This window comes from Streptomyces sp. 11x1 (assembly GCF_032598905.1).
Taxonomy (GTDB): Bacteria; Actinomycetota; Actinomycetes; order Streptomycetales; family Streptomycetaceae; genus Streptomyces.
The window spans coordinates 5,627,802-5,642,033 of record NZ_CP122458.1 but is presented as its reverse complement, the minus strand read 5'-3'; the positions used below and the strand labels follow the sequence as shown (position 1 = coordinate 5,642,033).

Annotated in this window: 13 protein-coding genes; 6 read left to right on the top strand and 7 right to left on the bottom strand. The window is 69.0% G+C overall.

The window, feature by feature from the left end; genetic code table 11:
• Nucleotides 1-318 precede the first annotated feature (318 nt).
• The 4 genes from pstB to pstS all read right to left on the bottom strand — a co-directional run bounded on the left by pstB (nucleotide 319) and on the right by pstS (nucleotide 4,498).
• Nucleotides 319-1,095: a phosphate ABC transporter ATP-binding protein PstB gene (pstB, locus tag P8T65_RS24725; protein WP_037726303.1), complete on the bottom strand. Its 777-nt coding sequence runs from the start codon at nucleotides 1,093-1,095 to the stop codon at nucleotides 319-321.
• A 66-nt stretch (nucleotides 1,096-1,161) separates the two neighbouring features.
• Nucleotides 1,162-2,226 (bottom strand): phosphate ABC transporter permease PstA, encoded by a 1,065-nt coding sequence (gene pstA, locus P8T65_RS24720; RefSeq protein WP_316727454.1) that lies wholly within the window; start codon nucleotides 2,224-2,226, stop codon nucleotides 1,162-1,164.
• Nucleotides 2,223-3,230 (bottom strand): phosphate ABC transporter permease subunit PstC, encoded by a 1,008-nt coding sequence (pstC, locus tag P8T65_RS24715; protein ID WP_184892288.1) that lies wholly within the window; start codon nucleotides 3,228-3,230, stop codon nucleotides 2,223-2,225. The genes pstA and pstC overlap by 4 nt, the downstream gene beginning before the upstream one ends.
• 137 nt (nucleotides 3,231-3,367) lie before the next feature.
• On the bottom strand, nucleotides 3,368-4,498 hold the full coding sequence (gene pstS, locus P8T65_RS24710) for a phosphate ABC transporter substrate-binding protein PstS (RefSeq protein ID WP_316727451.1): 1,131 nt from the start codon (nucleotides 4,496-4,498) through the stop codon (nucleotides 3,368-3,370).
• 1,104 nt (nucleotides 4,499-5,602) lie between these two features.
• Here pstS and P8T65_RS24705 point away from each other — a divergent pair.
• Nucleotides 5,603-7,144: an FAD-binding oxidoreductase gene (locus P8T65_RS24705; RefSeq protein WP_316727449.1), complete on the top strand. Its 1,542-nt coding sequence runs from the start codon at nucleotides 5,603-5,605 to the stop codon at nucleotides 7,142-7,144.
• 155 nt (nucleotides 7,145-7,299) lie between these two features.
• Here the strand turns inward: P8T65_RS24705 and P8T65_RS24700 are convergent, their stop codons facing one another.
• The 3 genes from P8T65_RS24700 to P8T65_RS24690 form a co-directional block, all read right to left on the bottom strand.
• Entirely contained in the window at nucleotides 7,300-8,028 is a 729-nt protein-coding gene (locus tag P8T65_RS24700; RefSeq protein WP_316727447.1) for a phosphatase PAP2 family protein, read from the bottom strand.
• Nucleotides 8,029-8,263: 235 nt separating this feature from the next.
• Nucleotides 8,264-9,271, bottom strand: a complete 1,008-nt coding sequence (locus P8T65_RS24695; protein ID WP_316727445.1) for a bifunctional lytic transglycosylase/C40 family peptidase — start codon at nucleotides 9,269-9,271, stop codon at nucleotides 8,264-8,266.
• A gap of 66 nt (nucleotides 9,272-9,337) precedes the next feature.
• A complete protein-coding gene (locus P8T65_RS24690) occupies nucleotides 9,338-9,766 on the bottom strand; it encodes an ATP-binding protein (protein WP_316727443.1) in 429 nt (142 codons plus the stop codon).
• Between the two features lie 151 nt (nucleotides 9,767-9,917).
• On the opposite strand from P8T65_RS24690, the gene P8T65_RS24685 reads away from it, so the two are divergent.
• From P8T65_RS24685 to P8T65_RS24665, 5 genes are all read left to right on the top strand, one after another.
• Nucleotides 9,918-10,766 (top strand): helix-turn-helix transcriptional regulator, encoded by an 849-nt coding sequence (locus P8T65_RS24685; protein ID WP_316727441.1) that lies wholly within the window; start codon nucleotides 9,918-9,920, stop codon nucleotides 10,764-10,766.
• Between the two features lie 11 nt (nucleotides 10,767-10,777).
• Nucleotides 10,778-10,972: a DUF397 domain-containing protein gene (locus P8T65_RS24680; protein WP_316727439.1), complete on the top strand. Its 195-nt coding sequence runs from the start codon at nucleotides 10,778-10,780 to the stop codon at nucleotides 10,970-10,972.
• The gene (locus tag P8T65_RS24675) at nucleotides 10,965-11,243 is read left to right on the top strand and encodes a DUF397 domain-containing protein (RefSeq protein WP_316727437.1); all 279 of its coding nucleotides are present in this window, start codon (nucleotides 10,965-10,967) and stop codon (nucleotides 11,241-11,243) included. The genes P8T65_RS24680 and P8T65_RS24675 overlap by 8 nt, the downstream gene beginning before the upstream one ends.
• A gap of 343 nt (nucleotides 11,244-11,586) precedes the next feature.
• Nucleotides 11,587-12,909: an ATP-binding protein gene (locus P8T65_RS24670; RefSeq protein WP_316727436.1), complete on the top strand. Its 1,323-nt coding sequence runs from the start codon at nucleotides 11,587-11,589 to the stop codon at nucleotides 12,907-12,909.
• A complete protein-coding gene (locus tag P8T65_RS24665) occupies nucleotides 12,906-14,033 on the top strand; it encodes a hypothetical protein (RefSeq protein ID WP_316727434.1) in 1,128 nt (375 codons plus the stop codon). Before P8T65_RS24670 ends, P8T65_RS24665 begins: the two co-directional genes overlap by 4 nt.
• Nucleotides 14,034-14,232: the final 199 nt, after the last annotated feature.

Here is a 14,232-nt window from a genome sequence, read left to right as displayed (position 1 = left end):
ACACCGACCAGGTGCCGTGACGCTGACACCACGACCGGGCCCCGCCGGTGGCATCGGCCCCCTGGCGACCCGAACCGACCCCGCCATGCCGACCCGAACCGACCCCGCCATGGCGCCCCGGCCCGCTCCACCGCCCCCGCGACCGCCGCCGGCTCCCCGACGAGCGCCCTCGGATGGCAATCCCTCCGCAGTACGAAAGCCGACGGGCCCGCCCCCGGGAGCCGGGGGCGGGCCCTTTATCTACCTCGCGGCGGCACCGCCATGCAGCGCCGCGAGGGGTCTTGGGGAGTCGGCGGCCGGAACTTCGCCGGCGCCGGCTCAGCCGAAGCGGCCGGAGATGTAGTCCTCGGTGGCCTGGACGGACGGGTTGGAGAAGATCCGCTCCGTGTCGTCTATCTCGATCAGCTTGCCCGGCTGTCCGACGGCCGCGAGGTTGAAGAACGCCGTGCGGTCGGAGACACGCGCCGCCTGCTGCATGTTGTGCGTCACGATGACGATCGTGAAGCGCTCCTTCAGCTCACCGATGAGGTCCTCGATGGCGAGCGTCGAGATCGGGTCCAGCGCGGAGCACGGCTCGTCCATGAGCAGCACCTTCGGCTCGACCGCGATCGCGCGGGCGATGCACAGCCGCTGCTGCTGACCACCGGAGAGCCCGGAGCCCGGCTTGTTGAGACGGTCCTTGACCTCGTTCCAGAGGTTCGCGCCCTTGAGGGACTTCTCGACGATCTCGTCCAGCTCGGACTTCTTCTTGCCGCCGACCAGCTTCAGACCCGCCGCCACGTTGTCGTAGATCGACATCGTGGGGAACGGGTTCGGCCGCTGGAAGACCATGCCGACCTCACGCCGCACGGAGACCGGGTCGACCCCCGCGCCGTACAGGTTCTCGTCGTCGAGCATGACCTTGCCCTCGACGCGGCCGCCGGGCGTGACCTCGTGCATCCGGTTCAGGGTGCGCAGGAACGTGGACTTGCCGCAGCCGGAGGGGCCGATGAAGGCCGTCACCGTACGGGGCTCTATGGCCATCGAGATGTCCTCGATGGCGCGGAAGGAGCTGTAGTAGGCGTTGAGGCCGCTGACGTCGATTCGCTTGGCCATGTGATCACTGCTTCTTTCGCGAGGAATTCGCGGGGAATTCGGGGATCTGGTCGCTGTATGGCCGCGTCAGCGACCGGTCTTCGGGGCCTTCCAGCGGGCGATGCCGCGGGCCGCCAGGTTCAGGATCATGATGAAGGCGATCAGTGTCAGCGACGCCGCCCAGGCACGGTCGTACGCCGCTCCGGAACCGGCGCTCTGCTGGAACTGCAGATAGATGTACATCGGCAGCGAAGCCTGCGGGTCGGAGAAGGGGTTCGTGTTGATGTAGTTCGAACCCCACACCAGCAGCAGGACCGGAGCGGTCTCACCGGCGATACGGGCGACCGCGAGCATCACACCTGTCGTAATACCACCGATCGCGGTCGGCAGCACGATTTTGAGGATGGTGCGCCACTTCGGCACACCCAGCGCCAGCGAGGCCTCGCGCAACTCGTTCGGGACGAGCTTGAGCATCTCCTCGGTGGAGCGGACCACGACCGGCAGCATCAGGATGGTCAGCGCCATCGCGCCGGCGAAGCCGGAGGGGCCCATGCCCAGCATCAGGATCCAGGTGCTGAGGATGAACAGACCCGCGACGATCGACGGGATACCCGTCATGACGTCGACGAAGAAGGTGACGGCCTTGGCGAGCTTGCCCCGGCCGTACTCGACCAGGTAGATCGCGGTCAGCACCCCGATCGGCACGGAGATGACGGCGGCGATGCCGACCTGCTCCAGGGTGCCGAGGATGGCGTGGTAGATACCGCCGCCGGGCTGGGAGGTCGCGACCACGCCCATCGAGTGGGTGAGGAAGTAGACGTCGAGGACCTTCACACCGCGGCTGATCGTCTCCCAGATGAGGGAGGCCAGCGGGAGCACCGCGAGCAGGAACGCGACCCAGACGAGGCTGGTCGCCACCCGGTCCTTGGCCTGGCGCTTGCCCTCGACGCGCGCGGCGATGACGAACGAGCCGAGGACGAAGAGGATGCCGGCGATCAGGGCCCACTGGATCGAGCTCTCGAGGCCGGCCGCGGCGCTGATGCCGAGGCCCAGGGCCACCGAACCGGCGGCGACCGCCCAGGGGAACCACTTGGGCAGGGACGCGGCACGCAGGGTGCTCGGGCCCTTCGGGGTGAGAGTGGCGTTGCTCATGCGTTGGCCCCCGAGAACTCCTTGCGGCGGGCGATGATCAGCCGGGCCGCGCCGTTGACCAGCAGGGTGATGACGAACAGGACCAGACCGGAGGCGATCAGGGCGTCCCGGCCCATCTCGGTCGCCTCGCTGAACTTGCTGGCGATGTTCTGGGCGAAGGTGCCGCCGCCCGGGTCGAGCAGGCTGAGGTTGATCTCGAAGCTGGACGACAGGACCATCGCCACGGCCATGGTCTCGCCGAGCGCGCGGCCGAGGCCGAGCATCGAGGCGGAGATGACACCGGAGCGCCCGAAGGGCAGGACCGCCATGCGGATGACCTCCCAGCGGGTGGCGCCGAGGGCCAGCGCGGCCTCCTCCTGCATCTGCGGGACCTGGCGGAAGACCTCACGGCTCACGTTGGTGATGATCGGCAGGATCATGATCGCGAGCAGGATGCCGACGGTGAGCATCGAGCGGGGGGCGCCGCCCTGCCACTCGAGGATGCCGGTCCAGCCGAGGTAGTCGTTCAGCCAACCGTAGAGCCCGTCGAGCTGCGGTACGAGGACCAGGATGCCCCAGAGGCCGTACACGATGGACGGCACGGCGGCGAGCAGGTCGATCACGTACGCGATGGGGCCGCCGAGCTTGCGCGGGGCGTAGTGCGTGATGAAGAGCGCGATGCCGACCGCGACCGGGACCGCGATGGCCATCGCGATGACCGACGACACGATGGTGCCGAACGCCAGCACCGCGATGCCGAACTCCGGCGGGACCCCGGTGGGGTTCCACTCGAAGGTGGTGAAGAAGTTGGCCTCGTCCTTGCTGATGGCGAGCGCGGCACGGTAGCTGAGGAACACGGCGATGGCCGCCATGAGCACCAGCAGGAAGATGCCCGATCCGCGGGACAGGCCGAGGAAGACCCGGTCGCCGGGGCGCGTGACACCACGGGCGGCTCGCTTGTCCACGGCGCTCTCGGAAGTCGGTGGGGTGGGGGGTGCGGGAGTGTCTTTGATCGATATGTCCATCAGGTTCTCCGGTCTGCGGAGCCGTCGTCGTGCGGGCGGCGGCTCGGGGCGGAGCCGTCCGCGGTGGCGGGAGACTCCTGGCGGCGGTGCACCGGACGGTGCGGCCCGGTCCTGGTGAGGACCGGGCCGCACTCAGGTCAGCTCAGTTCCGAGATGGTCGTACGGACCTTGGTGATGATCTCCTCGGGCATCGGGGCGTACCCGGCCTCGGAGAGCAGCGCCTGGCCGTCCTCGGACGCGATGTAGGTGAGGAAGGACTTGGTGGCGGGCAGGGTGTCCGCCTTGTTGCCCTTGTCACAGACGATCTCGTAAGTGACGAGGGTGATCGGGTAGGCGCCCTCGGCGGTGGGCGTGTAGTTGAGCTTCAGCGCCAGGTCCTTGCCGGTGCCCACGACCTGGGCCTCGGAGATGGCCTTGGTGGCGTTCTCGACGGTCGCCTTCACCGGCTCGGCGGCACCGGTCTTGATGTCGACCGTGCTGATGCCGTCCTTGGCGTAGGAGAGCTCCATGTAGGAGATGGCGCCCTTGGTCTCGGTCACGCCCTGCGCGACACCGGAGGAGCCCTGTGCGGACTGGCCGCCCTTGGCCTGCCAGGCCTTGCCGCCCTCGTACTTCCAGTTGTCGGGGGCCGCGGCGATCAGGTACTTGGTGAAGTTGTCCGTGGTGCCGGACTCGTCCGAGCGGTGGAAGGCCTGGATCTTGAGGTCGGGCAGCTTCGCGTCGGGGTTCAGCTTCGCGATCGCCTCGTCGTTCCAGTTGGTGATCTTGCTGTCGAAGATCAAGGCGAGGGTCTTGGCGTCCAGGACGAGGTTGTCGACGCCCGGGACGTTGTAACCGACCGCGATGGGGCCGCCGACCATCGGCAGGTCGATGCCCTGGCCGCCGGTGCAGACCTTCTTGGAGGCGGTGACCTCTTCGGGCTTGAGCGCCGAGTCGGAGCCCGCGAAGGCGACCTGGCCCTGGGTGAACGCGGTGATGCCCGCGCCCGAACCGCTGCCCTTGTAGTTGATCACGACGTCCTTGCAGGCGCTCTGGTACTGCGCCACCCAGGCGTCGATCGCGTTCTTCTGCGCGGAGGAGCCGTCGGCCAGCAGCTGACCCTTGGCGTCGCCACAGTCGATGTTGCCGGCGGCAGCCGTGCTGTCGCCGGTGCCGCTCGCGCCACCACTGGTGTCGTCGGACCCGCACGCGGTGAGGGTCAGAGCGCCGGTGAGGGCGACAGCACCGAGAGAAAGGGCGCGCAGCCGGTTCTTGCGCTGAAGCTTCACTTTCGGGAGTTCCTTCCAGGAGCCGCCGTCCACATGGCGGCGTGCGAAGTCGTCGTATCAGCCTCGGGACCCGAACCGCTGATGCCTTCGGTCCCTCAGACTGCTGTCGCCACGGGCTGCGAGGCCGCATTTCGGTCCACATCCCGCACCGGGTAAGGCCGAAATTAGGCAGATCAGGTGAAGCCGCCGATGGACGGAAGTGAACGGCGAGTGAACCCCTGCCGACAGTGCGGTGAGGTCACGGAACGCTCACGGCCAGAACACGCGAGGATCCCGACACCGCGCCACCCCCCTCCATCCTCTAACTCTCCGCACTCATTTGACTACAGAGAGAAACCATCCCCACTTCCCCCCAACTCCACGCCCACCGAACCGATGAAAGGGGAGGCTGCGCCGTGCGGGCCTGGGGGCTGCGCGGGGGCCGAGGGGGGAACATTCGTTCAGCGGTCAGGGGGCGCGGGGTGTTGAGAGAGGGGGCGCGGGGCGGGGCCACTGTGCTGAGGGGCAAGGGCTGCGGGGGTGGACGTACGTGGGGCGCGGGCTGCCGGGGCCGCCGTACGCGGGGGTGCCGGGCCGTCGTACGGGGGGTGTGGGGGGCCAGGCCGTCCGTACGAGGGGCGCGGGGCCGGGGAACCGCGCCCTGGCGGCGTACGCGTGGCGGAGGAAGCGGAGGGGAGCGGGGGAGGTGACTCCGGCGTCCCTTTGACGCCGACCGCCGCTGGGCGGGGGCTGGTCGCGCAGTTCCCCGCGCCCCTGAAAAGCAGGGGCTGCCGCCCCGTGCTTCTCGGTCCGCAGAGCGCAAAGGGCTATCGGCAACCCTCAGGGTGCCGGGAGACTGCCGCCAACAACCCCGCGCCCCTCCAGGGGCGCGGGGAACTGCGCGAACAACCACGACGAACCCGCGGCCGCCCACGAACTCGCACCCCCGAGCTATAGGGCGCCCCCAGGGGGAGGGGCACAAGCCCTTGAGACGAAGGGGGCGAAGGGGCACAGCCCCTGGGGACGGGACGGGTAGGGGCGGCGGGGGCGGAGATCCTGGGAACCCGCACCCCACCAACCCCGTCTCGTTCCACGAACCCACGACCGGCGCACCGGGAGACCCACATGGAACGGCGCACATTCCTCGGCGGAGCAGCCGCACTCACCACCACCCTGACCACGACCTCCGCCTGCACCACCCCCACCCCCAACCCCCGCGCCACAAACACCTCCCTGCGCACCACCACAACCACAGTCACCGGCACCACCGCCAACTGGTCCGCCCTGGCCCGAGACCTGGACGGCCCCCTCATCCGCCCCGGCGACAAGTCCTGGCCCACAGCCCGCCAGCTCTACAACACCCGCTTCGACACCCTGAAACCCACCGCCGTCGCCTACGTCGCCCACCCCGACGACATCCGCACGACCCTCGCCTACGCCAAGGCCCACGCCCTGAAGGTCTCGATCCGCAACGGCGGCCACTCCTACGCCGGCTGGTCCTCCGGCAACGGCCGCCTGGTCATAGACGTCTCGAAACTGAACAAGATCCGCGCCTCCCAGAACGAGGCCGTGGTCGGCGCGGGCTCGAAGCTGATCGACGTCTACCGGGCCCTGGCCGCGAAGGGCGTCACCATACCCGCCGGCTCCTGCCCCACCGTGGGCGTCTCCGGCCTCACCCTCGGCGGCGGCCACGGCGTCACCTCCCGCGCCTACGGCCTGACCTGCGACAGCCTCACCCAGGCCACCCTGATCACCGCGGACGGCAAGCAACTGATCGCGAACGCCACCACCAACAAGGACCTCTTCTGGGCCCTACGAGGCGCGGGCAACGGCAACTTCGGCGTGGTCACGGAACTCCGCTTCAAGACCCACCCGGCCCGCCAGGGCGTCACCGCGTACCTCACCTGGCCGTGGTCCAAGGCCGCCGCCGTGCTGAAGGCCTGGCAGGAGTGGGGCCCCACACAGGCCGACGAGATCTGGTCCTCCTGCCACCTGGCGAACGGCGGCACCCCGACCGTCGCCGTCGCCGCGTTCTCCCTCGGCGGCTACGGCGACCTGGAGAACGCCCTCGACCGCCTCGCCGACCGCGTCGGCACCCCGGCCCGCAGCGTCTCCCTCAAGCGCCGCTCGTACGAGGACGCCATGGAGGGCTACGCCGGCTGCGGCTCGTTCTCGACCGACGCCAAGTGCCACCTGCCCGGCTCGACGCCGGGCCGCTCCCCGCAGGGCGCGCTGCGCAGGGAGACGTACGCGGCCCGCTCGGACTTCTTCGACCGCTCGATCTCGTCAGCGGGCGTCCAGACCCTCCTGACCCAGATCACCGGGGTGAAGGGCGGGGCAGGCAGCATCGCCCTCACGGCACTCGGCGGCCAGGTCAACCGGGTCTCGCCCACGGCCACGGCGTTCGTGCACCGTCGCTCCCGGATGCTGGCCCAGTACCTCGCCTCCTGGAAGCCCGGCACCACCGGCACGACGGCCCAGTCCTGGCTCGACAGGGCCCACAAGTCCATGACCCGCCACGCCTCGGGCGCCGCGTACCAGAACTACACCGACGCGACCCTGACCAACTGGAAAAAGGCGTACTACGGCGAAGCAACCCCCCGCCTGACCACCGTGAAGAAGAAATACGACCCGACCCGCTTCTTCACGTTCCCGCAGGCGCTGTGATCCCGGGGTGGGAAGGGCCGCAGGCCCTCACACCCCGGGGCGCGGGGAACTACGCGAGAAGCCCCACTCAGCCGCACATGGGGGTCATAGGGGCACAGCCCCTTGAGGGAGGGGACAGGTAGGGGCAGCGGGGGCGAAAAAGATCGGGGAAACCCTCAGGCCGCCAGATCCCGCTCCTCCGCAGACGCCGACTCAACCCGCGCCCCCGGAATCACCGCACGCCCCCCATCACGCCCCCGAGCCCGCACGATCCACCCCGCACGCCCCGACCGTTCCACCGCCTTCATCAACGGCGTCAGCAGAGCCATGGCCAGCGGCGACAGCAGCAACGCGACCGCGGTCCCGAGCGCGAACCCCCCGATCACATCCGTCGGGTAGTGCACACCCATGTAGACCCGGATGAACCCGCCCAGCAGCCCGATGACCAGCCCGACCAGCCCGAACTTCCGGTTGGCGACGAACAGCGCCACCGCCATCGCCATGATCAGCGTCGCGTGATCGCTCACGAACGAGTAGTCGGTCTTGCCGGAGACCAGCACCTCCAGCCCCTCGTGATCGAGGAAGGGCCGGGGCCGCTCCACGAACCCGCGTATCGGCACGTTCACCAGCACGGCGACCCCGGCGGCGAGCGGCGCCCACACCAACGCGGCCACGGACGAGGCCGCGTCCTCGCCGCCCCGCTTCCGCACTCCCCACCAGCACCACAGGATCAGCAGCACCATCGCGAAGAGGAGCCCGTACTCCCCCACGAACTCCATCACCCGGTCCAGCCAGTGCGGCGCATCCTTGGCCAGACCATTGATGTCGTACAGCAGCTCGACGTCGGGATTCGATCCGGATTCAGCGGCCAGTGAGGTAGCGGCATGCGCGGCGAGTCCAGCCATCGTGCTGCGGCCCTTTCGTCATCGTTCTCGCGACCGCACCCGTACGTGCGCCGCGCTTTGCCACCCCCGTGGTGTCCGTAGTGCTTCCGCATGAGCGTCAACGCGCTACGTCAAATAGGAACGCACACTCCTTCTCAATACGTTCCACCCTCCACTGAATGATCACTCAGACGTTATCGAAGAGAGACACGTCTGCGCAGCTCAGGGCAGTGGTTCACAGAGAATTACGGCGCTGTCAGACCGTCGTGGGCAACGCTTTCGCGCCATCTTCGGTGACCCGGGTAGCACCGAAGTAGTCGGGGGTGTCAATCGGGTCGAATCGGATGACGGCCCCCGTCCGCGGCGCGTCGATCATGTATCCGCCTCCCACATAAATCCCGACGTGCCGAATGGCCCGCGAGTTGGTGAGGTCGTCGGAGAAGAACACCAGATCCCCGGGCAGCAGCTCGTCGCGCGAGGGGTGCGGCCCGGCGTTGTACTGATCGTTCGCGACGCGGGGCAGCGTGATCCCCACACTGTCGTACGCCGCCTGCGTCAGCCCGGAGCAGTCGAAGCGTCCGCCCTGCTCAGCGGTACCGGTGCCGCCCCACAGATACAGCGTCCCGAGCTTCTTCTGCGCGTACGCGATGGCCCCGGCCGCCTGCTCACTCGGGTCGACCCGGCTCGTCGGAGCGGCGAAGCTCTTCGACAGCGTCGTGATCGTCTTCACATAGTTCTGGGTCTCCTTGTACGGCGGAACACCCCCGTACTTGATCACGGCGTACGCCCCCGCGTTGTAGGAAGCGAGCATGTTCGCCGTCGGATCGCCGGGTACGTCCTTCACGTACTTCGCGAGCGAGCAGTCGTACGAGGCGGCCGATGGAATCGCGTCATTCGGGTCCCAGACGTCACGGTCGCCGTCCCCGTCACCGTCCAGCCCGTGCGCGGCCCAGGTCCCCGGAATGAATTGCGCGATCCCCTGCGCGGCGGCGGGGCTCTGCGCCTTCGGATTGAACCCGCTCTCCTGGTACAGCTGCGCGGCGAGCAGTGCGGGATTGATGGCGTCGCACAGATTGCCCCATTTCTGCACGAGCGCCTGATAAGCCCCGGGAACGGCCCCCTTGGCCAGCCCGACGGACTTTCCGCCGATCCCGGCGGCAAGATTCCCGGCGACCAGATAGACACCCACGACCAGCACCATCACGAAGGCGAGCCCGGCGCTGCCGGCAGCGATCACCACGATCCACGCCTTACGCACCGTCAACCGCCCCTCACCGCGCGCCAGTCCACCGCCAGCAAGTGTAGAGGCGGCCTGCTTTCTTAGGAATGATCACTCGACGGCGCCGCAGTCGACCCACAGCAGTTTTCCGCCGCGCGAGACACCGAGGTCGCTCCACACGGACACACCCCGCCCCTCGGAGCAGGCGCGCACGAGCTGCAACCCACGCCCACACTCGGCGTCGAGGTCGACGGGCCGGACGTCGCCCCCTCCGAACCCCACCGGCACCCGCCAGTCCCGGTCCCACACCCCCACACGCAGCCGCCCGCCGACCTCCAGGACCCGCAGGGCATACTCGCCCACGGTGTGCCGGTGGGCGTTGCTGAGCAGCTCGGCGGCCAACAGCTCTGCAGTGGGGGCGAGTTCGGAGATGTCGTGCGCGGAGAGCACGGCCCGCAGAGTGGCGCGTCCGACGCCGGGGGAGCGGGGGTCCCGGGGGAGACGAAGGGTGTAGTTCCAGGACGGGGATACGGTGGCCATGGAAGTCTCCGGTTACTGAGGGGAGTTGGTCGGATACAGCTCCTGAGCTCTAAAGTAGCGGGACAGAGTTAATACATTCACCAACTCTTGATAATCTCGTTCACTGCCACCCGTGTGGGTGACCAGCGGCGGCAAGGAGGTCCACGGCCCCGTGAGGACCAACCCGACGGGCAGACAACTTCGCTTCGGCGCGGAGCTGCGCAAACTCCGCGAGCGGGCGGGCCTGAGCGCTACGGAAGCCGGTCAACTTCTCGGCATCAAGCAGGCACAGGTCAGCAACATGGAGGCCGGACGCGTGGGAGTGAGCCCCGAGCGCCTGCGCACGATCGCCTGCCACTACGACTGCTCGGACAAGGCCCTGGTAGAAGCGATGGCGGTCATGGCGTCGGAGCGGAAGCGCGGCTGGTGGGAGGAGTACCGCGAGCTGCTCCCGACCCCGATGCTCGATCTGGCCGAACTCGAGCACCACACCAAGTCGGTACGCGAGGCCACCACAGCCCGCGTCCCCGGCCTGCTCCAGACCCGCGAGTACGCACTGGAGATCTTCCGCCAGGCGGTCACCGAACTCTCACCCCCCGACATCGAGCACCGGCTCTCGTTCCGCATCAAGCGGCAGGCGGTGCTGTATCGCGCGGACGATCCCACGTCGTACCAGGCGGTCATCCACGAGGCAGCCCTGCGCATGAAGGTCGGCGGCCCCACTGTGGCACGACAACAACTGGAACACCTGCTCGATCTGAGCGATCGTGAACACATCACCCTGCGAGCCATCACCTTCGACGTCGGCGCCTACCCAGGATCGGGGCAGTCGATCTCCTACGCGCACGGCCCCGTACCGCAGTTGGACACCGTCCAGCTCGATCAGTCGCACGGCGCGGTGTTCCTCGACGCCGAAGCACAGCTGCACAAATACCGAACTCTCCTGGACCGGATCGAAGCCGTGGCCCTCAGCCCGGACAAGACCCGCGACCTCATCCACGACGTGATGCGAGACCTGTGAGGAAAATACCCATGGCCTCTTCCTGGCAGAAGTCCTCCTTCTGCTCCGAAGGCAACTCCTGCGTGCACATATCCACCGGCCCCGCCGACACCGTCCTCATCACCGAATCCGCCGACGCCACCGGAGCCGTACTCAACGCCACCTCGACCGGATTCCGCGCCCTCCTCCACGCCCTCAAACTCGACAAGGCCCCCACCCGTGTCTGACATCCCCCAAGACCTCGACTGGATCCGCGCAGCCCCCGAGGACGCGACCGGACCCGGCCCGTGGATCGAACTCGCCTTCGGAGCCGGGAACGGCGAGGACGACCCCGAAGCCCCCGTCTACATCCGCGAGACGAGCGACCCGGACAATGTCGTGACAACGAACCGCCGGAAGTGGGACGCGTTCGTACTGGGAGTCCAGGCAGGCGAGTTCGACCACTTCGTGGAGGGGGTCGAGGGCTTCGAGTCGACGGTCAAGCCAGTGGATCGCTGAGGTCTCCCCACGTCACTTCGCGTGGATCGCAGCGGTGCACGCCTCGGGAAGGCCGTACGGGACCCACGAAGGGTCGTCCTCCGGCGGGGCGAGCCGGCGAAGGGGGCCGCCCTCGACGTGGAACAGTGATGACGACCTCCCCTGCTCGCGCCAACCGCATGACCACGGATACTGCGGCGCGACACCTTTCCCGACCGGAGGATCACCGGCAAGACGGGCGACAGCGGCGGCGTCGGCGACCGCGCCCCCGGAGCCGCCCAGTTGCCCGACCCGTCCGGACGCCGGTCGCGCCCGTACCCTTCGCCTGCGCCCCCCCCTGACGGAGATCCGTAGGGTGTAGCCCATGTCGGACGACTCACCCCTGATACAGAGCCTGCGCAAGGCGGTCGAAGCGGCACCCGCCGACGTGCCTCTGCGGCTGCATCTGGCGGAACTCCTCCTGGACGCCGGCAGACAGGACACGGCCGTCGCCGAGGTGGCCGTCGCGCTGCAGCACGCGCCGGGGGACACGCAAGCGCGGGAACTCATGATGCGCGCGATGGCGGTCCCGCAGCGGACCACGCCGTCCGCACCTGCACCGGCGGCCGAGACGCGGACGTCGGGTCAGGAGACGGCCCGGACGCCGGAGGAGCGGCGGGGCGGGTTCGACTGGCGGGCCGCCGAGGAACAGGTCGGGGACGTCGTGCCGCCCAGGTTCGTGGAGGCACCGCTCGCGGCGGACGGGCGGAACGACCCGGGTGACGCGCCCGCCTGGGACGTCGAACAGCCCGGGACCGGAGAGAACGGCAACGGGGACGGAGGCGGGGCCGTGCGCCTGGCCGATGTCGGCGGTATGCGGGAGGTCAAGGAACGTCTGGAGGCCGCCTTCCTCGCACCCCTGCGCAACCCCGAACTGCGCCGCCTGTACGGCAAGAGCCTGCGCGGCGGACTGCTGCTGTACGGACCGCCCGGCTGCGGCAAGACATTCATCGCAAGGGCCGTCGCAGGCGAACTGGGTGCGAGTTTCCTGTCCGTGTCGGTCAACGATGTCCTCGACATGTGGATCGGGAACTCCGAACGCAACATGCACCAGGTCTTCGAGACCGCCCGCCGCCAGGCCCCGTGCGTGGTCTTCCTCGACGAACTGGACGCTCTGGGCGCGAAGCGCAGCCGCACCCTCCACAACGGCATGCGCAACACCGTCAACCAGCTGCTCACCGAGCTGGACGGCATCGACGCCGGAGCGAACGAGGGCGTGTTCGTGCTGGCCGCCACCAACGTGCCCTGGGACGTGGACATCGCGCTGCGCCGCCCCGGCCGCCTTGACCGCACACTGCTCGTGCTGCCGCCCGACGCCCCGGCGCGCGAGGCGATCCTCCGCTACCACCTGCGGGACCGGCCCATCGTGAACGTCGACCTGGGCAGGCTGGCCAAGGTCACCGACGGCCTGTCCGGTGCCGACCTCGCCCATCTGTGCGAGGCGGCGGCCGAGAGGGCGCTCCTCGACTCGGCCCGCAGCGGCACCGTACGTCTCATCGGCATGAAGGACCTGCTCGCGGCCGCGAAGGACATCGTGCCGTCCACCGACCCGTGGTTCGCCTCGGCCCGGAACGTGGCGATGTTCGCCAATGAGGGCGGAACGTACGACGACCTGGTCGCCTACCTGAAGAAGAAGCGGAAGCTGTGACCACTCTGCATCCCGCGGTGGAGCGCGCCGAGGCGCTCCTCGCCATCGACCGACGCGCCGAGGCCGAAGCCCTGATGAGGCAGCGGCTCGCCGAGGACCCGGAAGACATCCGCGCCTGGGTCAAACTCGCCAAGTGCCACCTGGTGGAGCCCAAGAACGCGGACGCGGCGCTCGACGCGACCGAGCAGGCGCTCGCGCTCGGCCCTGCAGACGTCGGAGCGCTCGTCATGCGCTCGCACGCCCTGTGGGCCGCAGGGGGCGGACGGCTGCCGGAGGCGGAGAAGGTGCTGCGCGAGGTCGTGCGTCTCTCCCCGGAGGACTGGTACGGCTACGCCAAACTCGCCGACACCGTCTTCACCGCCGAACTGCTCCGCCTCGGCCGGGCGGGCGGCGGCGCGGTCCGCGCGGACGAGGTGGACGCCGCGGCCCGGCGCGCCGAGGAACTGGCCATGGCCGCGCTGCGCCTGGGCCCCGAAGAGGTCTATGCCCACGAGGTGGTCTGGAAGATCGCCTCCCTGTCGGGCAATACGACCGTCGCCGACCAGATGGACGAGGCGATCCTCCGTCTCGACCCCCAGCACCAGTACGCCCTGGCCCGCCGGACCGAGAAGGCGGCAACCGCCCCGGGCGTCAAGGCGACAGAGGCGGCGACGCTGTACGCCGACGCGCTGAGCGCCGCCCCCGAATCGGCGTCGCTGCGCAGCAAGCTCGACGACGCCTCCTACCGCCTCCTACGCGGCGTACGCTGGCTCGCCCTGCTCTGCCTGGCCCTCGCCGGCACCATGCTCGACCTCTTCGCGGTGGAGGGAGAGACCCAGCGGGAGCTTCCGGTCTCCCTCGGCCAACGCCTGTGGACCCTCGTCCCCATGGCAGCGATCTGGGCTCTGGGCGCCCTGCTCAGATACCGGCGCCTGCGCAACGGCATCCGTATCAACCTCCGCTCCCTGATCCGCTGTCGCCGCTGGCCCCGCATCGTCCTGGCCCAAGCCGCCTGGGCCATGCTCTGCGCACTTCTCATCGCCCAACTCCCCTGGTCCGACCGCACAGTGCCCCAGATCCTCTTCTGGACCGGCCTGCTGCCCACAGCGGCCACCATCCTCTTCGACCGGAAGAAGCGCGGCTGAGGAGCGGCCGAGGAGCGAAGGGCGGCTCGGGTGACGGGTCGCCCACGGTCAGCCGTGCGCCGTGCGCATGGCTGACCTCTATGTGATCGACGTCTCCATGAACCTCACGGCTTCCCTGCCGGACGCGGTGCTCTCCGAGTTGCGCCGGCACCTTGGCCTCGGTGAAACGGCGGATGGTCAGGAAGACGATGCCCCGCCT